14 protein-coding genes are annotated in these 18,653 nt (G+C 66.9%); 10 read left to right on the top strand and 4 right to left on the bottom strand.

Translation table 11 applies throughout. The annotated features are described in order from the left end of the window. The first annotated feature begins 177 nt into the window (after nucleotides 1-177). On the top strand, nucleotides 178-900 hold the full coding sequence (locus CKO40_RS07080) for a uracil-DNA glycosylase family protein (protein ID WP_200345502.1): 723 nt from the start codon (nucleotides 178-180) through the stop codon (nucleotides 898-900). Between the two features lie 261 nt (nucleotides 901-1,161). Here the strand turns inward: CKO40_RS07080 and CKO40_RS07085 are convergent, their stop codons facing one another. Both CKO40_RS07085 and CKO40_RS07090 read right to left on the bottom strand, forming a co-directional pair. After that, nucleotides 1,162-2,685 (bottom strand): alpha/beta hydrolase, encoded by a 1,524-nt coding sequence (locus CKO40_RS07085; protein WP_200345503.1) that lies wholly within the window; start codon nucleotides 2,683-2,685, stop codon nucleotides 1,162-1,164. Nucleotides 2,686-2,767: 82 nt separating this feature from the next. Further along, a complete protein-coding gene (locus CKO40_RS07090; protein WP_200345504.1) occupies nucleotides 2,768-3,964 on the bottom strand; it encodes an alpha/beta hydrolase in 1,197 nt (398 codons plus the stop codon). A 702-nt stretch (nucleotides 3,965-4,666) separates the two neighbouring features. Here CKO40_RS07090 and CKO40_RS07095 point away from each other — a divergent pair. Both CKO40_RS07095 and CKO40_RS07100 read left to right on the top strand, forming a co-directional pair. Next, nucleotides 4,667-5,038, top strand: a complete 372-nt coding sequence (locus CKO40_RS07095) for a Rap1a/Tai family immunity protein (protein WP_200345505.1) — start codon at nucleotides 4,667-4,669, stop codon at nucleotides 5,036-5,038. A gap of 86 nt (nucleotides 5,039-5,124) precedes the next feature. Beyond that, entirely contained in the window at nucleotides 5,125-5,358 is a 234-nt protein-coding gene (locus tag CKO40_RS07100; RefSeq protein ID WP_200345506.1) for a glycine zipper family protein, read from the top strand. Between the two features lie 601 nt (nucleotides 5,359-5,959). On the opposite strand, the gene CKO40_RS07105 is transcribed toward CKO40_RS07100, so the two are convergent. Together CKO40_RS07105 and CKO40_RS07110 are read right to left on the bottom strand one after the other, a co-directional pair. Beyond that, on the bottom strand, nucleotides 5,960-9,412 hold the full coding sequence (locus tag CKO40_RS07105) for a translocation/assembly module TamB domain-containing protein (protein ID WP_200345507.1): 3,453 nt from the start codon (nucleotides 9,410-9,412) through the stop codon (nucleotides 5,960-5,962). Beyond that, the gene (locus CKO40_RS07110; RefSeq protein ID WP_200345508.1) at nucleotides 9,412-11,328 is read right to left on the bottom strand and encodes an autotransporter assembly complex protein TamA; all 1,917 of its coding nucleotides are present in this window, start codon (nucleotides 11,326-11,328) and stop codon (nucleotides 9,412-9,414) included. The genes CKO40_RS07105 and CKO40_RS07110 overlap by 1 nt, the downstream gene beginning before the upstream one ends. Nucleotides 11,329-11,579: 251 nt before the next feature. Here CKO40_RS07110 and CKO40_RS07115 point away from each other — a divergent pair, with 251 nt between their 5' ends. The 7 genes from CKO40_RS07115 (at nucleotide 11,580) to CKO40_RS07145 (ending at nucleotide 18,642) form a co-directional block, all read left to right on the top strand. Beyond that, entirely contained in the window at nucleotides 11,580-12,710 is a 1,131-nt protein-coding gene (locus CKO40_RS07115) for a phospholipase A (RefSeq protein WP_242476886.1), read from the top strand. 243 nt (nucleotides 12,711-12,953) lie between these two features. Further along, a complete protein-coding gene (locus CKO40_RS07120) occupies nucleotides 12,954-14,324 on the top strand; it encodes a V-type ATP synthase subunit B (RefSeq protein WP_200345509.1) in 1,371 nt (456 codons plus the stop codon). A 76-nt stretch (nucleotides 14,325-14,400) separates the two neighbouring features. Then, a complete protein-coding gene (locus CKO40_RS07125) occupies nucleotides 14,401-15,006 on the top strand; it encodes a V-type ATP synthase subunit D (protein ID WP_200345510.1) in 606 nt (201 codons plus the stop codon). After that, nucleotides 15,003-16,808: a V-type ATP synthase subunit I gene (locus CKO40_RS07130; protein ID WP_200345511.1), complete on the top strand. Its 1,806-nt coding sequence runs from the start codon at nucleotides 15,003-15,005 to the stop codon at nucleotides 16,806-16,808. The genes CKO40_RS07125 and CKO40_RS07130 overlap by 4 nt, the downstream gene beginning before the upstream one ends. After that, complete coding sequence (locus CKO40_RS07135; protein ID WP_200345512.1) at nucleotides 16,805-17,251, top strand: ATP synthase subunit C; 447 nt, start codon at nucleotides 16,805-16,807, stop codon at nucleotides 17,249-17,251. Before CKO40_RS07130 ends, CKO40_RS07135 begins: the two co-directional genes overlap by 4 nt. Next, a complete protein-coding gene (locus tag CKO40_RS07140; protein WP_200345513.1) occupies nucleotides 17,248-17,961 on the top strand; it encodes a hypothetical protein in 714 nt (237 codons plus the stop codon). The genes CKO40_RS07135 and CKO40_RS07140 overlap by 4 nt, the downstream gene beginning before the upstream one ends. A gap of 15 nt (nucleotides 17,962-17,976) precedes the next feature. Next, on the top strand, nucleotides 17,977-18,642 hold the full coding sequence (locus CKO40_RS07145; protein ID WP_338074137.1) for a DUF2764 family protein: 666 nt from the start codon (nucleotides 17,977-17,979) through the stop codon (nucleotides 18,640-18,642). Nucleotides 18,643-18,653 lie beyond the last annotated feature (11 nt).

Here is an 18,653-nt window from a genome sequence, read left to right on the forward strand (position 1 = left end):
CACAATGATAGCGTGTTGTCGGAAAAATGAAACAAGAAAAGCAAAAAAACCGCCTTAGTGGGCGAACTATACCATAGGTTTGTTGTTTGGACACCATCTTACAGTGTAGTTGTATCGCTGCAACAGCTGTGTCAAAGGCCCCGAAGTGTGGCGGGTTCTGAGTGGCGGCTGCGCTCGATGACGCTGATTGAGAGTGCTTTGGCGTTGCGGGCCGAGGTTGAGCGCTTGGCGTTCCAGCCACCGGTTGCGACGATCTATAACCCGCTCGATTACGCTTGGGAGGGGCATCGCGCGTATCTGTCCCGGTTCGGGCAGGGCTCGCGTGCGGTGCTGCTGCTGGGCATGAATCCCGGGCCGTTCGGGATGGCGCAGACTGGTGTGCCCTTTGGTGATGTGCAGATGGTCCGCGATTGGCTCGGCATCAAGGAGCCGATCGCTGCGCCAGCCTCGATCCATCCCAAGCGACCCGTGCTCGGGTTCGACTGCACGCGGCGCGAGGTCAGCGGTCAGCGACTATGGGGCTGGGCGCGTGCGCGGTTCGATACGCCCGAGCGGTTCTTCGCTCAATACTTCGTCGCCAACTATTGCCCACTGGTCTTCATGACCGAGACGGGTCGCAATCTAACGCCGGATGCGCTGCCCGCCGCCGAGCGCGAGCCCCTGTTCGCGGCCTGCGATCGCGCATTGCGCTCAACGGTCGCGCAACTGCAGCCGGAGTTCGTCGTCGGTATCGGGCGATTTGCGGAGCAGCGCGCGATCGCCGCCTTGTCGCACGAGCCGGTGCGTATCGGTCGCATCCTCCATCCGAGCCCAGCGAGCCCTGCCGCGAATCGTGACTGGGTTGGTCAGGCGGAGCAGGGGCTTCGTCGGTTGGGCATCGCGCTGCCTGAGCCCAGCTAGAAAACGGGCAATTATTGATGAGCCCTCACAACATGGTTCCTGGGCCTTCGAGATCAGTGGCTTGCGCGAATCAAGCGGCCTCTTGATAGCGCATCTCTAATCCCGAAGCTGCCACGGCGATTCGCTGCGAAATCGCAAAGCATCTTCTGACCAGTCATCAAGCGGGCGTTTTGGCCTGCATCCAGGACCCCAGTCGGCTGGCCGATTCTCCTTGGGCCCGGCCTGCTTGGAGTCTGCAAGGGCCTGAGCGCGCGAACGCACTCAGTCGGTTTCTTCGTTTGGCGTATCGCGAGACGGCTGCTGGTCGCCATTGGCCGCGCCGATCCAGTCGAGCACCCGTCGCTCTTGGTAGTCGTAGAACGGATTGTGGCGCAGCCTCAGTAACCATTGAGCAGGCACCTTGAGCACCCCGCGCTCGCCTCGTATCGCGAGTTGCCCCAAGAACACCTGATCGTTACCGGGCGGCGGATAGCGCCCGTAGAGCGGATCGTCGATCGGAAACGGGAGATCCACATGGGAGAGCGAGAGCGCATCGGCGGGCCAGGGCTCGTCGATCCGCTCGGTTCGGGTCGGCTCGGCGCTGAACGGTGGCTTGTACGAGGCGACGACCTCAGAGCTGTCCGGCCCGGCATTGGTGATCAGGGTCAGCTCGAAGGGCAGCGTCGGGTCTTCGAGGAGCTGTTCGGCAAGCGCGGCGCGCTCAGTAACCAACAGCGATGAGGTCACCGCTCGGCGGTTGATGTCATAGAGCAGCAGCCCATGCCGGTCCGGTGCGAGCCGGCCAAGCAGGTTGTCGACCGCGGCCTCGGGTGAGACCGTCGCATCGACCACGCTCAACAGCACCAGGGTTGCCGGGAAGTCGCGGATCGGCCCATTGGTTGCCAGCTCACGCACCCGTGCGGTCGTCGAGCGCGTCATTCGGTGCACCTGCAGGCTCGCGTTGGCCGAGAAGGCGTTGTAGTTGAACGGATCGAACTCGGGCAGCAAGGTGGTCCAGGCGACTTGCTCGAGCCCTGGAACGCGTGACAAGCGCACCAGCCAAGGCGTTGCCGCGGCTGCCGGAGTGATGCCGATCGCCGGCGAGACCAGCACCAGGCTGGCCGGTACCTGCGCTGCGACGGCCGCTTCAGTGCCTTGGGCAGCCATCGCTGTGAGTGCATAGTCCAGCGCCAGTGCGGCGCCGGTCGAATAGCCGATTATGTGCAGGGGTCGGCCATCGAGCTGCTCGCCAAGATGGGCCATGCCGATCCGGGTGGCGGCGGCCATGTCCTCCCAGGTCACCGAGAGCAGTCCGGATGGCGCCGTGCCGTGGCCCGGCATGCGCAGACCGAGCACAAGGTAGTCCTGCTCGGCAAGCGCCTGGCCGATCGCGCGCAGGCTGTAAGGGCTGTCGGACATCCCATGCAGCAGAAGGACGCCGCCGATCGGGTCTTCAGGGGTCAGCTCGAAGCTGCGGTTCCAATTCTGGTCGCGCTCCTCGGGATCGGCGGCGCTGCCGCTGCTGAAACGGTTGAGGATCTGCTCGGGACCAGTCGGCGTCAGCGCATAGACCTTGTTGCGGAGCTCGGTGAAGAGCCGATCCTCCAGCGCCTGGTAATCCTGGAAGCTGTTCAGTCGGTCAGCGTGCTCGGCGCTGAGCTCTTCAGTCAGCTCGACGGTATGCCAAAGCTGGACTGCGAGGCCGCTGCGCACCCAGAGCACATAGAGCACGATCACCCCGGTTAGGAATCCGAGGAAGGCGATCAGTGCCCAGAGACTGAAGCGTTTGAGTAAGCGGACGGACATTCGGGCGGCCCTCAACGGTGGTCTTGGCGTGGCGGTGATCGGCGTCAGTCGTCCGGGGCGGGCCGCGCATTGGCGCCTTGCGTCAACGGCCGCGCGTCAGGACCGAATAGACCGCACCATCGGCGGTTTGGAATTGGTAGCGCTGTCGGTTCAGCGGGCTGCCCTCGTTGGTCAGGCGCAGGAACATGTCGTCGAAGTACTCGGGAACCTCGAGACTGAAGTTGTGGAAGTTGCGGGTGCGGTTCACCGGGGTCACGTCGATCAGCTCGATCCGGCCCCTTTCAGCATCCGCCCACCGCAGGAGTTCCTCGATCTCATCGGTCAGCTCCGCGTCGCGTTTGTCGAGGGTGCTCTGACCGAGTCGGCGCTGCAGGTTCAGGACGCGGCTGAGCAACAAGGCGCGATCATTGGACGAGACGTAGATGGCGGTGTCATCGACCAGGGCCGCGAGCTGTTGTCTGAACTGTTGGTCGAAATCGGACCGGTTGACATCCGGGGCCGTTAGGACGACATCGTTGATCTCACGTCCCGAGTCGGCGAATTCGGGGTCCTGATAGAGCTGATCGATCGCGTCGACGACGACTTGGCCGCCCAGGCTGTTGGCGACCACCCAGAGCCGCTGCGGGCGTACCTCGTCGATCAGCAGTCGCAGCGTCGTCGCCAGCTCGGCACCGGACGCCGTCGCGATCCGGCGGGCGCGACGATAGCCGCTCAGCGTATTGCCCTGGTTGCTCGGCCAATCGAACACCATCACCGGTGCATTGATGTCGAGGATATGGGCGAGGAAGGCGGTCCCGCGCATCGCAAAGTCGAGATCCGTTCTGAGGCCGTGCACGAGCACGAGCAGCCCGCGATGAGGCGAGGTCGAGACCATGCCGCGGAGCTGATGGATGAAGGCGGTACGGTCGAGCGGGGTCAGGTTGGTGATCCGGATCTCCTCGTCGAGGAGCCAGCTGCTTGCGTCGAGCCACATCCCGAGGCCGAGGCTGGGCTCGATCTCGGTGTCGAACGACGCGAAATGCATTGCCGGCGAGCGCGCATTGCCGAGACGCTCGAGGATCGGCGCCGGGCCGGGCTCCGCCATTCGGTTACTGACGATAAAGAAGCGAAAGACGTTCTGGTCGCCGACGCGCGCGACCTGCATCCGGCGAAACTCGAACGACTCCGCACGGTTCAGTGCGGCGTTGGTCGAGACGAAGAACGCATAGGCACCGAGGACGCCGAGCAGGGCGAGCCCAAGGCCAAGGACTACGAGCAGGCGCTTGGTCGAAGCTTTCATGGCCTGACAGACCCGGTTAAAACGGTCGTTTGACTCGCGCAAGCACCTGATTCAACTGGCAACAGGAGCCGCTCTGTTAACCTGAATCTCCGCGGGGTTTTGCGTCCGGCGTGGCAGCGTGGCCTGAGCGTTAGGCGATTGCCGGAAAAGCTCGTACCGAATTGCGCAGGATTGTCGTTTGCCTTCGAGGAGCGTCGCCGGGAGCATAGCCGGGCTATGTGACCGGCGGCGCGACGAAGAAGGCGAGCGAAAAGACCAGCAAGGCGGTATGAGCTTTGACAGAAATCGCCTTAGGGCCTCTAAGACCCTGCCGCGGCATGCGTGGAGGGGCGGCGACGCGGCAAGCCCACCACGGCCGCCCGGCGCTGGCACCCTGCGCTGGCACCCTGCGCTGGCACCCTGCGCTGGCACCCGCCGCTGGGGTTCAGAGCCTAGCCCCCGGGGGTTGCGCTGGCAAGACGATAGGCGATCACAGCTTGTTACTGGGCCGAGGATGCTAAGAAGCGCGACCGATCCTCGGTTATCATCGCAGATCGTTGGAGCCGAACCGGAGACAGGGATCAGTCGCCCCGCCCTGATTCGGGGCCCACGTGCCGGGCAGCTGCGCGTCAGTGCTCTTGTTGGCAGGCGCCGTCGCTGCGTTCATTTTGCCCAACTCATTCAGGAGCGCTTGCCGTGCCGTCTTTACCTCATCGCGGTCGGATGACCTTAGCCAACCTCCTCATCGTCTCGTTCTGTGCGGCGCTAGCCGGCTCGGCCAGTGCCGTTGAGTCAGAAGACCTCCGCTTCGATACCACCGAAGACCTCTATCAGGTCTGCGCCGCTGACCCGGCCTCGCCCGCGCAGCTCGCCTGCACCGGCTTCATCGAGGCCACCGTGCAATACCATGACGGCGTTGCCGACCGAACAGAGATGAAACGCCTGATCTGCTATCCAAGCGGTGCGACCATCGCTGATGGCCGGGAGGCCTTTCTGCGCTGGGCCGAGGACAACAAGGACGACGCGACGCTGATGGGCGAGCAGCCGGTGGTCGGTCTCGTGCGCTCTCTCGCCAACGCATTCCCTTGCCGTTGAGCGTCATTCGGCATCACTCGTGATCAGCCTCTGCCGTCGGTCAGAGCAACAACCGGCGCTTTACCCCGACATAGAGGAAGAAATAGATGATCTCCAAAGGCTTCTCGATGGTCCTGGCGCTCGCCGGGCTGCTGGTCTTATCCGGTTGCGGCGAGACGACGACCAGTCGCGCTGGTAGCGGCGCGATGATGGGTGCGGCCAGCGGCGCGGCATTCGGCTCGCTCAGCGGCAACGCCGGCCGCGGTGCCGCGATCGGTGCTGGCGCCGGCCTGCTCGGCGGATACCTGTTCGATCAGCATCGTCGCGGCAACATCGACTGACCTCTGCCTGGTCTGAACGGGCATGGCTCCGGCCTGAGAAGAGCCGGTGCCCGCCCGCTTTTGCACCGCCGCTCATGGCGGTGAGCGCCCTCAAGCCGCAGATCCCAATTGGACAGCCGGCCACTGGATCATCTCGTTCTGCTTGGTGCGGCAAGCTGGCGAGATGCCGGGAACGGTTTCCGGGGTGCGTCTTGGGCACTGCTGCCGATCCTGCTCCTATCCGTGCTGCGCGGCTGTCAGAGGATCTCCTAGGCCGTAAGCTGCGCGTTGCCCTTGCCGACCCGCTCCGGCTCGAGTCGATCGAGCTTGCAGGCGAGCAGAGGACGCGCTCGGTCAACCTACCAGTGGCGATGGACCTCGAGGCGCCTTTGGATGCAACGCGTTCGATGGGACCGCGCCCGTTCGACGGCCTGCGCGACCTGTTGCGAGCCGATCGCTTAGCAGGTCGGTCACGGCGGCTTCTTGTACCCGTTGGCCGTTGCGGAGCTGATCCGGGTGCTCAAGCTGGACCTGGCAGCCGAGCAGCGCGTCGTGCCGCAGTCTGGCGTGCGTTGAGCATGGCGGGCGGTGAATCTCGCCCGGTCAGTACTCCTTTTCCCAATCAGTACTCGAGCTCGAAGGCGGCACCAGCTCGCGCACCGCCGCTGCCGCCAAGGTCGGTCTCCAGCCGCAATTGCGGACTGAGCTCCATCCGCAGCAGACCCCAGGTCTCCCCGGTCCTCGTGCCTTGGCGCGCACCCAGGTAGATGCGCTCGCTCAGATAACGTCCGCCTTGGACGACCAGCTCATCGCGTCCGTCGGTATCACCGTCGATCCTGAGTCGGTTGAGGCCGAGGCCGGAGCGGGCGCGCTCCAACAGTCCCGGCCCTCCGCCGCCGATGCCGGCCAGCGAGGCGGCCGCGAGCCCGATCCGGGTGATCTGCACAGCCGAGAGCCGAGAGCGGGAGCGTCCGAACAGCAGACGGGCGAGCACCTCGTCCTCCGGCATCTCGGGCTCACCGCGCAGGCGCACAATCGGTGTCCGCGCCGTGCCTTCAATGGCGAGGATTGCGGTGGCCCCTGCGGCCTGCACGCGCGCCTCGAGATCGAGGCTCGGGTCCAGAATCGAGGCCCCATCGAAGCCGATGCGGCCGCGGGTCAGACCGAGTTGTTGTCCGGCCAGCTCGTAGTCGCCGCGCAGCAGGTTGAAGCCGCCGAGGAGGCTCGGATCACCGAGGGTCCCCTGGACGCTGATGTCTCCGCCAAGCAACGCATCGACGCCGCGTCCGCGGACCGTTATCGCCTGCGGGGCACTGAGCGCCAGGTCTAGGGCGATTGCTCCGACCGAGCCGCTGCGTGCAACAGTGTTCGCGGGGCCTGAGCGACGCGCCCGCCGTGGCGGTTGTCGGCGTTCGCCGACCTCCTCGACCTCCAGCGTGGCGATTGTTACCGGAAAGCGTTCCGGGATGCGCAGATCGATCCGCTCGAAACGGGCCGAGCCGCTGAGCGCGCGGCCCTCAGGCAGGTTGCCCTGCAGACGTAGGTCGGCGTCGCCCTGCAGCTGCAATCGGTCGAGCTGGAGCGGACTGGCATTGCGCGCGCTGAGCCTGAGATCGACTGGCTGGCTCGGCTGCAGCCAACCGAGATGCCCGCTCAAGGTCAGGGTGCCCGGATCGGCCCGTGCGCTAAGGCGCTCGATCAGTAGCTCGTCACCCGCCAGCCGAAGCGCGCCGGTGATATCGGTCAGGATCAGCCCGAGCAAACGATCTCTCCAGGCGCCCTCGCGAAGCCGCACCCGGCCATCGACCCGAGGGGCATCCAGGCTGCCACCGATGCCGAGATCGAGCGCAAGCCGCCCGGCCGCCTGACGTCCCGCTTGCGAGAGCAGCGGCTCGAGCAGACCCAGGTCGAGCTGGCCCTGCGCGTCGAGCGCCAGGTCCGCGCTGCCGTCAAAGGGCGGCGCACCGATCCGGCCATCGAGCGCCAGACGGCTGGTCGTGCCGACCGAGGCCCGCGCATCGATGGTGGTCATGGGCGGTTCGAGACGCAGTGCCAGCCTCAGTTCGCCCGCCGGCAGACTGCGCGCTAGCCCTCCCGGATACCTGAGACCGCGAACGTCCATCGATAGGGTGCCAAACGGGCCGCGGGGCTCGCCGGTGAGCCGAGTCTCGAGATCGATCCGCCCGGTCAGTCTCGGGAGCGGTGCCGGCAGCCAGCCCATCGCAACGGCCACCGGCAGGGCTGTGATCCGGGCCTCGAGCTCAAGCAGCGGCGCCAGCCTGCCGTCGAGCTCGAGCCGGCCGCTCTCCACCGGGTTGCCGTCGGGGTCCGGTGCACGGAGCGCCAGCCGCAGCCCGTCGATCTCTAGGCCATGGCCCAACTCGAGGCGGGCCGGTCCGAGCAGGCGAACACCCTGTCCTGGTAGATCGAGCCGGAGGGCGTCCAGTTGCAGTCGCCGCACGCGTGCGTCCAAGATGCCGCCCGCGACGAGCTGAACCGGCGTTTCACCGCCGGGTCGCCGCCATTGCAGATCGGTCTTGCTGCTCAGTGTCGGCGTCTCGATCGGTCCGCTCGCTTGCAGTCTGATATCAGCGGCGAATGCGGCCGTGCTCAGACCAGCAACGATTGCCTCTGAGCGCAGCCGGGATGCACCGAGCGGCTCGTGGATCTCTGCTCGGACGTTGAGCGATCTGATGCCGATCCCATCGGGAAGCTGCAACGCCGCGCCCTCGAGGTCGAGGTTGAGCGCGCCGCGGTCCCGACGCGAGAACCCTGCTTCGAGGCGTCCAGCCAGCGCCGGGTCGTCGCCGAGCCAGGGCGCTAGCAAGGCATCGAGCACCTCGACGCGGTCGATCGCCAGGTGCAGCTCACCGAGCGGCAGGGTCTCTCCAGGCTGCAGCAGCAGGCTGCCCCCCACCCGGATGCCGGCCCAGTGGCTGTCGCCGAGCCTGAGGTTCAGCGCGCCGGTGTCGAGGCGTCTGAGAACCATCTGGACGGCCACCGGTTGCCGCGCCCAGTCGCCGTCGAGAGCCAGGGCGGCCTCCTGCGTTACCGGGCGCAGCATCAGGGTTCCGCTGACCTGGCCGGTCCCGACGGTCTCAGTGCCGGCCTCGGCCGCGAGCAGCGCCTCGACGATGGGATCGGTTGCGCGACCGCTGAGCTGTCCTTGGGCCTGGAGCCGCCCGTGCGCTTGCTCGGTCAATAGGCCGAGATCCTCGATTGCAAGCTGCCAGCCGAGGTTGAGCTGGTCGTTCGTGACGGTCCCGGACAGGACCGCGCTCAGTGCCGCAGCCTGGAGCGTTGCGCGCTCGATCGCCCAGCCTGTTGCGCCCTGCTCGGCAGTGAACGAGAGCGCCGGCTCCGCCCCCAGCAACCCTGCGATCAATGGCGGCGCCTCGTGGATCGCGGCGGTGATGTGCGCGCTGAGCGAGGTCTGCCGAGGGGGCGAGGCGGTCTCAGGCACGCCTCGCGCCGCCTCGCTCGGCAGCGCCTGGCCGATCTGCGCTTCAAGCCTGAGGTCGATGTGGCCGTCGAGTCTGGCATCGTCGAGCGGAGTGATCCGCAGGGCCGTCTCGAGCCGCCCATCCGCGCCGACCGAGCCGGAGCCCTTGACGCCTAGCGCCGGCGCCTCGGCGACCAGGCCGTTCAGCCGCAGGCGCCCGATGCTGAGCTGGTCCACTTCGATCCGGAATGGCAGCCAGGAGCGGGACGCGCCTCTGTCTCGACCGGCCGGGAGCCGGCCAAGCTCGATGCTGTCGGCGTCCACGGCGTGGATACCGAGCGTCCCTCGCAGCAGTGCCCCTGGCTGGAGGGTGAGCCTGGCCCGCTCGGCCTCCAGCCAGGGGCCATCAGCGTCCGCCAGGACCAGCGTCTCGACCCGCGGCGCGAACGGGAGGGCGCCGCTGAGGCCGGTGATCCGGACGCGTCCGGCGCTGGCCCGCTCGATCGTGTCAGCGATCAGTCCCCGCCCGGCCTCGCTGTCGAGGGCGACCCAAAAGGCTGCTGCGATCAGCAGCAGAAGGGGCGCAGGGCTCAGCACCCGCTGCGCCCAGTACCAGGAATGCGAGCGTCGCATCAGAACGCCTGCCCGATGCCGATGTAGAGCTGTACCGGCGGGTCACCCTCGGACTGGGTCAATGGCGTTGCCAGATCCGCACGCACCGGGCCGACCGGGGTATGGAAGCGCAGGCCGAGCCCGGCGCCGACGGCAAGGTTGCCGACGCCCGGGAAGCCGTCCCGAGAGACGTCGCCGAGATCGACGAAGGCCGTGATCCCCCAGCGTTGCCCGAAACGTTGGCGCAGTTCCAGGCTGCCCTCGATCAGGGTATCACCACCGGCCGGTGAGCCATTGCGGGTGCGCGGACCGATCGACTGGAACGGGTACCCGCGGACCGAGCCACCGCCCCCGGCGTAGAAACGCCAGTCTGGCGGCACGGCGCTCGCTGAAGCGCCGAGGATACGGCCGATGGCTATCCGTGCGGCGAGCACTCGGCGCCCGAGCAGCGGCGGGTCGGATGCGTCCGCCGCCGCGAGGCGGGACCCGGCGCTTCTCGATCCGGATAGGTCGAGATAGGTCGCCGCAGCCAGGCGGGCGCGGAGGAAGGCACTGCCATCCCCTTCGGGGACCGAGGTCGGCGTGAGCTGCGCGCTCAGGCGCAGGCCGCGCCGGGGGTCCAGCGGGTCGTCGGTGGAGTCGAAGGTCAGCGTCAGCGGCAGCGACAGGAGCCGAAAGTCCTGCGTCGGGCCGTCTTGGGCGACCTGCGACTGCTCCAGGCCGAGGCCGGCGCTGAGCGAGAGCCTTGGCGAGAAGCGCCGCTCGAAGAGGGCTGAGGTGAGTATCGCATCCCGCTCGTAGGCGTCGAGCCGCTCACGCACGGCGCCGAGCCGAAGCTGAAGGTCCAGGTCGCGGCCTATGATGTCCGGTATCCGCAGTCCGATCTGGGCGGCGTCATTGATGTCCCCCAACGCCCCCGGTGCGATCCGGCTCAGCTCCAGATCGAAGGTGAGACGCTCGGCGCCGCCGAGCAGGTTGCGATGCGTCCAGCCTACGGACAGGCTGCCGCTCTGGTCGCTCGAATAGGCCCCGGCCAGGCGCAGCACGCGCGGCGGTCGTTCGACGACCTCGAGCCTGAGCGGCAGGCGCCCGCTGGCGTCTGCCTGCTCGGCAGTCGACAGCCGCGCCGACGCCAGGGTCTCGCTCGCGATCAGGGACCGGCGGGCCGCCTCGAGGCGACTCGGGCTGAACGGCTCGCCAGGCTGCAGGCCGAGCCGGCGGCGCACATAGCCTTCGCGCAGGCGTTTCAGCCCGATGATCTCGATCTCGCCGAGCGGGAGACGCGCGCCGGTTTGAACGTCGAAGCTCAGGGTCATCGTGCGGGTGCGATGATCGACAAGCGCGGCGGGCGGTGGCACTTGCGCCAACGGATAGCCCAGCTCTTGGAGCGCCTGCAGCAGCGCCGTGCCGGCGGCGAGCACCTGTGGCGCGAGGGCGGGATCACCCGGCTTCAGGTCGAGTGCCGCGCGCGCCGCGGCCGGCACCTCGCCTTGCAGACGCACCGCCTCGATGCGATACCTCGGGCCGGGGTCGATCTCGACCTCGATCTCGACTGCTTCCGCCCCGCCCGAGGCGAGCTGCTCGAGCCGAGCCGGCAGGGTCGGGTCAGCCAGGTCTTGGCCGGCGATCCGGATCACGATCAGGGCATCGTAGTAGCCGAAGCTGCGCAAGACGCGGTCGATGCGGGCGATGTCGTTCTCGGCGCGCGCGATCAACGCAAACGGGTTCAGGGGGCCATCCTCGCGCAGCGTCGAAAGCAGCGAGCCTTCACCGATGGCCCGATCGAGCCGCTCATCGGGCAACGCGGTGATCTTGACCCGGTAGTCTAGATGGTCGGGGCTGTGCTCGGCTGCAGTCACCTGGCGCGCGTCCGAGCGCGACACGTCGGCGAGTGCCGGAAGCGAGCAGAGACTGAGCAGGATCATGATGGCGAGCATAGGCGCATGCGCCAGTATCACGAGCCGTGCCGAGTCTGAATGAGCATTGCGAGAGAAGTGCTTAGCCGAAGACTCACCTCGGCGCTAGAATGGTCGGAAGGGTTGTAGACTGTTGCCGATGCGATAATCGGGTCGCATCCGATGCGGCGCTCGCGCGCCTGGAGCCGGACCGACCGATATCGATCACGTTCGCATTGTGTCACCAATCACCAGTGCGCAGGAGGTCACCAGTGCGCAGGAGGCGATCCGTCTTGAGCCATTCCATCCGGCTACCTTGCTGTCAGTCGGCCCGAGGGGTCATGCCGCTGCTGCTGTTGCTGCCTGCGCTGCTCACGGCCTCGCCGGTGGCGGTCAGCGCGGCGCCCGGCCTGCAATCCTGCGCAGCGATCAACGATGCTCAGCGACGGCTCGCCTGTTATGACCGGATCAGCGGACGTTCTCCGGCCTTGCCAGGGGCGCTATCCACGGGTTCAGAGCCTGCAGCCGCGTCCCGGCAGCCCATCTCGGCGCCGGCAGCCGTGAGCACCGGCGCCGATTTCGAGCGATCAGTCCCCGCCAGTGCGCCGGTGCCGGCCGCCATGTCGATGCTCGAGCGCGCCTGGAGCTTCAATCCGGATAGCGACCGCTACCTGATCAAGCTCTTCAATCCGAACTACCTGGCCCCGGTGCGCTATCAGAGCCGGACCAACGATCGGCCGTTCTCGCCGGTGTTCAGTGCGCTCGAGACCCCGGAGAGCGAGGTCGACAACATCGAGGCCGCCTTTCAGATCAGCTTCAAGACGCGGGTTTGGGCCAATGACGATCGGCGCTTCGGCCTTTGGTTCGCCTATACCCAGCAGAGCTTCTGGCAGGTCTACAACGATGAGAACTCGAGCCCGTTCCGCGATACGAACTATAAGCCCGAGCTGATGGTCGCCTGGCAGCCGCAGCTGTCCGTGGGCGGCTTCGAGCTCGGCCTGCTCGGTCTCGGTTACACCCATGAGTCCAACGGCCGCGCCGATCCGATCTCGCGCAGCTGGGATCGGCTCATCGCCCGGATCGGGCTCGAGAGGGGCGACTTCGCGCTGCTGCTGCGGCCCTGGATCAGGATCGACGACGAGGGCTCCGATGAGGATAACCCCGACATCACCGACTACTATGGCTACGGGGATATCACCGCCGTCTACAAGTGGCGCGGCAACAGCTTCACACTGATGGCGCGCGGCAATCCTGGAGAGTCCAAGGGGGCGGTGCGTGCCACCTGGATGACGCCCAAGCTCGTCGGGCCGTTGCGCGGCTATCTGGTCGCCTTCAGCGGCTACGGCGCGACGATGATCGACTATAACTTCAAGCAGAATGCGGTATCGGTCGGGATCGCGCTGAACGATCTGCTCGACCGCTGATTCAGCACCTGAGCGGAGAGGGCCCATTGTCGGCCGCCTTCCCAGGCCTGGATGGCACGGCGAGGCGCGCAGGGAACGAGCGCTTCAACCCGTCTGCTCGATGAGCCGAGTACGGACGGCCATTGGTGATCTCGGGCGCCTGAGCAGGTCAGCCCTGAAGCCTGAACCCTGAACCCTGAACCCTGAGCCCTGAACCCTGAACCCTGAACAGGTCAGCCTAGCGTCGAGGAAAAACCGAAGCCCATGTCCCAGAGCCTTGCCCGCTATTCGAACGTGGTCGCGATCGTCGGTGATCTGCTCAAGGTCTCGGTCCCGCCCGCGGCGGCCGCCGATACGCAGCCCGTCGCCTTCGGCGACCTGGGCCTGGTCGAGGACCCGGGCGGTTTCCAGTCGCTGGCGCGCGTGATCAAGCTCGAGCGCGAGCTCGTCTCGTTGCAGGTGTTCGGCGGCACCAAGGGGCTCACGACGCGTGCCTCGGTGCGGTTCTTCGGCTATCCGATGCGTGCCACCTATTCGGCTAATGTGCTCGGGCGGGTGTTCCGGGGTGATGGCACGCCATTCGATACGGGCCCGAGCCTGTCGCAGGACCCGAAGATCGAGATCGACGGCCCTTCCGCGAACCCGGCCCGGCGCCTGCTCGCCTCGAAGATGGTGCGCACCAACGTGCCGATGATCGATATCTTCAACTCGCTGGTCGAGAGTCAGAAGATCCCGATCTTCTCGGTCGCCGGCGAACCCTACAACGCCCTGCTCGCGCGCATCGGCATCCAGGCCGATGCGGATATCGTCGTCTTCGGCGGGCTCGGTCTGATCTTCGACGACTATCACTACTTCGTGCGCCGCTTCGAGGACGCGGGTGTCTTCGCGCGCACGGTGATGTTCGTGAATCTGGCCTCGGACCCGGTGGTCGAGCGGCTGCTGGTGCCGGATATGGCGCTCGCCGTCGCCGAGCGCTTCGCGGTCGATGAGGGTAAGCGGGTGCTGGTACTGCTGACCGACATGACCGCCTATGCCGACGCGATGAAGGAGGTCGGGATCGCGATGGAGGCGGTCCCGTCCAACCGCGGCTACATGGGCGACCTCTACTCCCAGCTCGCGCGCCGCTACGAGAAGGCAGCTGATTTCAAGGACGCCGGCTCGCTGACCATCCTCAGCGTGACTACGATGCCCGGCGGCGACGTGACGCATCCAGTGCCGGACAATACCGGCTATATCACCGAGGGGCAGTTCTACCTGCACGACGGCATGCTCGATCCGTTCGGCTCGCTGTCGCGGCTGAAGCAGCACGTGATCGGCAAGGTCACGCGCGAGGACCACGGCCAGATCATGAACACGATGATCCGCTTCTATTCTGGGGCGCGCGACGCCGAGCAGAAGCAGGCGATGGCCTTCGATCTGTCTGAATTCGACCTCCGACTGCTGAGGTTCGGGAAGCTGTTCCGCGAGCGGTTCATGGACATCGATGTCAGCCTGCCGCTCGAGGAGGGGCTCGATCTCTGCTGGCAGACGCTCGCCGAATGCTTCGAGCGCGATGAACTGCTGATGAAGGAGAGCCTGGTCGATAAGTATCTACCCCAGCTTGAGCCGGACGACAGCATGCCGACGGCGGCCTGATTGGAGACCAGCCCAGAGACCAGCCCAGAGACCAGCCCAGAGAGCATCTCAGAGACCAACTCGGAGACCTGCAGCGATGTCCCGTGTCAGCCTCAGCAAGGCCTCGCTCGCCAAGCAGAACCAGGCATTGCGCACCTACGAGCGGTTCCTGCCGTCGCTCGATCTGAAGCGCCGACAGCTCATGGCCGAGCGCGCCAAGGAGATGGCCGCTCGCGACGCGGCCCTTCGCCGCATCGATGCGCTGCGTGAGCGCGTGCGTGAGACCCTGCCGATGCTCGCCTACCACGAGGTCGCGGTCGAGGATCTGGTGCGCGTGCGCGGGCTCCGACTGGGTGAGGAGAATCTTCTCGGGGTCCGGCTGCCGCGGCTGGATGGACTGGATCTGGAACGCGCGGACTATGGACTGCTGACCAAGCCGCACTGGGTCGATTCCCTGCTCGAGCTGCTCGCTGAGACGCTGCACCAGCGCGTGCTGGCGGACCTCTACGAGCAGCGCATCGCTGAGCTCGATGCGGCCGTGCGTAAGGTCACGCAGCGCGTCAATCTGTTCGACAAGGTGCTGATCCCCCGCACCCGAGAGAACATCAAGCGCATCCGCGTCTACCTCTCCGATGCCGAGCGCGCGGCCATCGTGCGTTCGAAGATCGCGAAGAACAAGCGCTTGCGGGAGTCGCTGGCATGAGCATCCAGAACCTCAATCGCTTGACCATCGCTGGCCTCACCAGCGACAAGCATGCCGTGCTCAACGCATTACAGGACCTGGGCTGCCTGCACCTGATCCCGCTGCGCCCGGCCCCCCGAGAGCCCGAAAAGGAGCCTACCGGGCACGCCGTCGAGACGGTGCAGGCCCTGCGCTACCTGCAGGACGTGCGGGACAAGCGCCGTCAGGTGCGCGATCCCGAGGGGTTCGACCTGGAGACGGTCGTGCGGGCCGTGCTCGAGAACCAACAGCGCCGGCGCGAGGTCAGCGATCGCCGCGATGCACTGGCCGAGCGTGCCGCCGAGCTCGAGCCCTGGGGCGATTTCGAGCTGCCCCCGGAGGCGGATCTGGCCGGGCGCAAGCTCTGGTTCTACATCCTGCCGCAGCGACAACTGCGTCAGCTCGAGACCCTCGAACTGCCCTGGCAGGTGGTGCATCGCGACAACCGCCAGGCCTGGGTCGTCGTGATCCATCCCGACGAGCCGCCGCGCGACGCGCTGCCGGTGCCGCGCACCCTGACCGGGGCACTGAGTCTGACCGAGGTGAAGCGGCGGCTCGAGGCGGCCGAGGTCGAGCTCGAGGCGGTCCAGGCCGAGCACCAGGCCTTGACGCGCTGGATCTACCTGATCTCCAGTCACCTCGCGGAGGCCGAGGATCAGGCCCAGCTGCGTCTGGCGCATGCGCAGACGCACGACGAGGACAGCCTGTTCCTGGTCCAAGGCTGGGCGCCGGATGCGGCACTGGAAGCGGTGCAGGCGCTGACCGACAGGCGCGGACTGGCCCTGCTGGCAGAGCCGCCGGCGCCAGGGGATGCGCCGCCGACCTTGCTCGAGAATCCGCCCGCGATCGCAGCGGGTCAGGACCTGGTGGCCTTCTACCAGATGCCGGCCTATGACGCCTGGGACCCGTCGCGGGTGCTGTTCTTTTCGTTTGCCGCCTTCTTCGCAATGATCCTGTCCGACGCCGGCTATGCGCTGCTGCTCGGACTGCTGCTGGTGCTGTATTGGGGCCGCCTCGGGCGCACTGAGGTCGGTCAGCGGATGCGGCTGCTCGCTGCGACGCTGGTCGGGACCTCGGTGGTCTGGGGCATGCTGGTCGGCAGTTACTTCGGCTTCGCGCCGAGCCCGGAGACCCTGCTCGGCCAGTTGCATCTGCTCGATATCAACGACTTCGAGATCATGATGCGCATCTCGGTCGCGATCGGCGTCGCCCATCTGGTCATGGCAAATCTGGAGATGGCCGTCGCGGCGCGCGGCCGCGCCGCCGGACGGGTCGCGCTCGGCTGGATCGCGGCGATGCTCGGCGGCTTCGCCCTCTGGATTCTGCACGGTGCCGGCGCGCCGGAATGGCTCTCGATGACGGCCCAGGGGCTGTTGATACTGGGCTTGGCTGTCGTGCTCCTGCTCGGTAGCGACCGCCGCATCGATGGGCTCAAGGCCCTGGCCCTGCGCGCCTTCGATGGATTGAGCGCTCTGGTGCGGGTCACGCAGGCGTTCGGCGATGTGCTCTCGTATCTCCGGCTCTTCGCGCTCGGGCTCGCGTCGGCCTCGATGGCGATGACCTTCAACGGGCTCGCGCGCGACACTGCCGCCGGGCTGCCCGGCATCGGCCTGCTGCTGGCGATCCTGATCCTGCTGGCGGGCCACACGCTGAACCTGCTGCTCGCGCTGATGAGCGGCGTGGTGCATGGGCTGCGCCTGAACTTCATCGAGTTCTACAACTGGGCGCTGGCCGGCGAAGGCTACCCCTTCAAACCCTTCAAACGGACGGAGTTGCGTGAATGAACGAGTTTGTCGTTGCAATGGGCTGGGCCGGCCTCTTCGCCCCGATGGCCCTCGGGGCCATGGGCAGCGTCATCGGCTGCGCCGTGGCCGGGCAATCGGCGATCGGCGCGATGGTCGATACCGAGTCCGGTTACGGCCGTTACATTGGTGTCTCGGTCATGCCCTCGTCGCAGGTGATCTACGGCATCGTCATCATGTTCAGCCTGCAGCGCGAGGTGACCCCAGAGACGGCGCCGGCGCTGTTCGGTATCGGCCTGCTGGCCGGACTGGCGCTGCTCGTCTCGGCGATGCGCCAAGGGCAGGCTTGCGCCTCGGCCATCCATGCCAGCAAGACCAAGCCGGAGATCTTCGGCCTGTCCTTGGCCCCAGCCGCCATCGTCGAAGGCTTCGCGGTCTTCGCGTTCGTCTTTGCGCTCGTGCTGGCCGGAGGGATTCCAGGATGACTGATCCGGCCAAGCGCGATAGCAGCACAGCAAGCGGGCTCGCGTCCTCGGGGGTCGAGGCCCTGATCGAGCGGCTGCGCGATGAAGGGGTCCAGGTCGGCCGCAACGCCGCCGAGCGCATCGAGGCCGAGGCGCACCGTGAAGCGGCCCGCATCCTGCGCGAGGCCGAGGCGCGGGCGAAGACGATCCGCGAGACCGCCCGCGAGGAGGCCGACGCCCTCAGGAAGGGCGGTGAGGAGGCCTTGCGGCTGGCGATGCGCGACACCGTGCTGCGGCTCAAGGCGGACCTGGCCGATCGTTTCAGCGATGAGGTTAAGCGGCTGATCGCGGCCAAGATGGAGCAGGAGGCGTTCCTCGAGCGCCTGATCCTCGAGGTCGCGGCGCAGGCGCGGGCCGAGTCCGGTGTCGACGTCGGCCAGGCGGTCGAGGTGACGCTTCCGAAGGCCCTCGTGAGCCCGGAAGAGCTGCGGCGCAACCCGCTCGAGCTGCGCGAGGGCTCGCTGTCGCATTTCGTGCTCTCATTGGCCGGGAACGTCCTCGCTGAAGGCGTGACCTTCGGCGTATCGACCGATGAAGGCGAGCGGGGTATCCACCTCTCACTCGAGGGCCAGGAGGTCAAGATCGACCTGACCGACGAGACGGTCGCGGCGACACTGCTCGCGCATCTGCAACCCCGTTTCCGCGCCATCCTCGAAGGGATGGTGAAGTAGAGGGGCGCAGCGACCGTGGCCCATCCCGATCGCTATGCGATGCTGCTGACGGCGCTGCCGTATCACGGTCCGCTGTTCGGCGCGACGCAGACCCCGCTGTCGCGCTTCCGCCTCAATCAGCGCCTGTCGCTGCTGGGCGAGGACGAGGCGCGCTGTCTCCAAGATGCACGCCGCGTGATCGAATGGGCGCAGCAGCCCTCCGAGCGCACCGATGCCGAGACCGTCCGCGAGGCCCGGCGCCTGATCGAGCGCATCGACAATCGCTTCGTGCGCGATCTGGTCGTCTGGCGTCTGGAGTTGAGAACCCTGGTGGCCGCGCTGCGTCGCCGTCACCGCGGCGAGGACGTGCCGCGCGGGCGTGACTGGGGCTTTGGCCGCTGGGTCGGGCACCTCCAGCGCCATTGGCACGAGCCGGCCTTCGGGCTCGAGCGCGCGTTCCCCTGGCTGCCCGAGGCCGAGCGCCACCTGCGCACTGGTGCGGCGGTCGATCTCGAACGCCTGCTCCTCGGTGTGGTCTGGGACCGCCTCGAGCGGCTCAGCGACGGCCACTATCTCGATTTCGAGGCGATCCTGATCTACGTTCTGCGCTGGGACCTGATTGCGCGCTGGACCAGTTACGACGGCGAGCGCGCGCTGCAACGCTTCGATGCGCTGCTCGAGCGCGCATTGGCCGACCTCTGATTCACAGGACC

Source organism: Halochromatium glycolicum (genome assembly GCF_016584085.1).
In the GTDB taxonomy this organism is placed as follows: Bacteria; Pseudomonadota; Gammaproteobacteria; order Chromatiales; family Chromatiaceae; genus Lamprobacter; species Lamprobacter glycolicus.

Excerpts from the sequence above, each read along its gene's own strand:
- CKO40_RS07080 (WP_200345502.1), top strand. The coding sequence starts at position 178 with ATGACGCTGATTGAGAGTGCTTTGGCGTTGCGGGCCGAGGTTGAGCGC.
- CKO40_RS07085 (WP_200345503.1), bottom strand. The coding sequence starts at position 2,685 with ATGTCCGTCCGCTTACTCAAACGCTTCAGTCTCTGGGCACTGATCGCC.
- CKO40_RS07090 (WP_200345504.1), bottom strand. The coding sequence starts at position 3,964 with ATGAAAGCTTCGACCAAGCGCCTGCTCGTAGTCCTTGGCCTTGGGCTC.
- CKO40_RS07095 (WP_200345505.1), top strand. The coding sequence starts at position 4,667 with ATGACCTTAGCCAACCTCCTCATCGTCTCGTTCTGTGCGGCGCTAGCC.
- CKO40_RS07100 (WP_200345506.1), top strand. The coding sequence starts at position 5,125 with ATGATCTCCAAAGGCTTCTCGATGGTCCTGGCGCTCGCCGGGCTGCTG.
- CKO40_RS07105 (WP_200345507.1), bottom strand. The coding sequence starts at position 9,412 with ATGCGACGCTCGCATTCCTGGTACTGGGCGCAGCGGGTGCTGAGCCCT.
- CKO40_RS07110 (WP_200345508.1), bottom strand. The coding sequence starts at position 11,328 with ATGCTCGCCATCATGATCCTGCTCAGTCTCTGCTCGCTTCCGGCACTC.
- CKO40_RS07120 (WP_200345509.1), top strand. The coding sequence starts at position 12,954 with ATGTCCCAGAGCCTTGCCCGCTATTCGAACGTGGTCGCGATCGTCGGT.
- CKO40_RS07125 (WP_200345510.1), top strand. The coding sequence starts at position 14,401 with ATGTCCCGTGTCAGCCTCAGCAAGGCCTCGCTCGCCAAGCAGAACCAG.
- CKO40_RS07130 (WP_200345511.1), top strand. The coding sequence starts at position 15,003 with ATGAGCATCCAGAACCTCAATCGCTTGACCATCGCTGGCCTCACCAGC.
- CKO40_RS07135 (WP_200345512.1), top strand. The coding sequence starts at position 16,805 with ATGAACGAGTTTGTCGTTGCAATGGGCTGGGCCGGCCTCTTCGCCCCG.
- CKO40_RS07140 (WP_200345513.1), top strand. The coding sequence starts at position 17,248 with ATGACTGATCCGGCCAAGCGCGATAGCAGCACAGCAAGCGGGCTCGCG.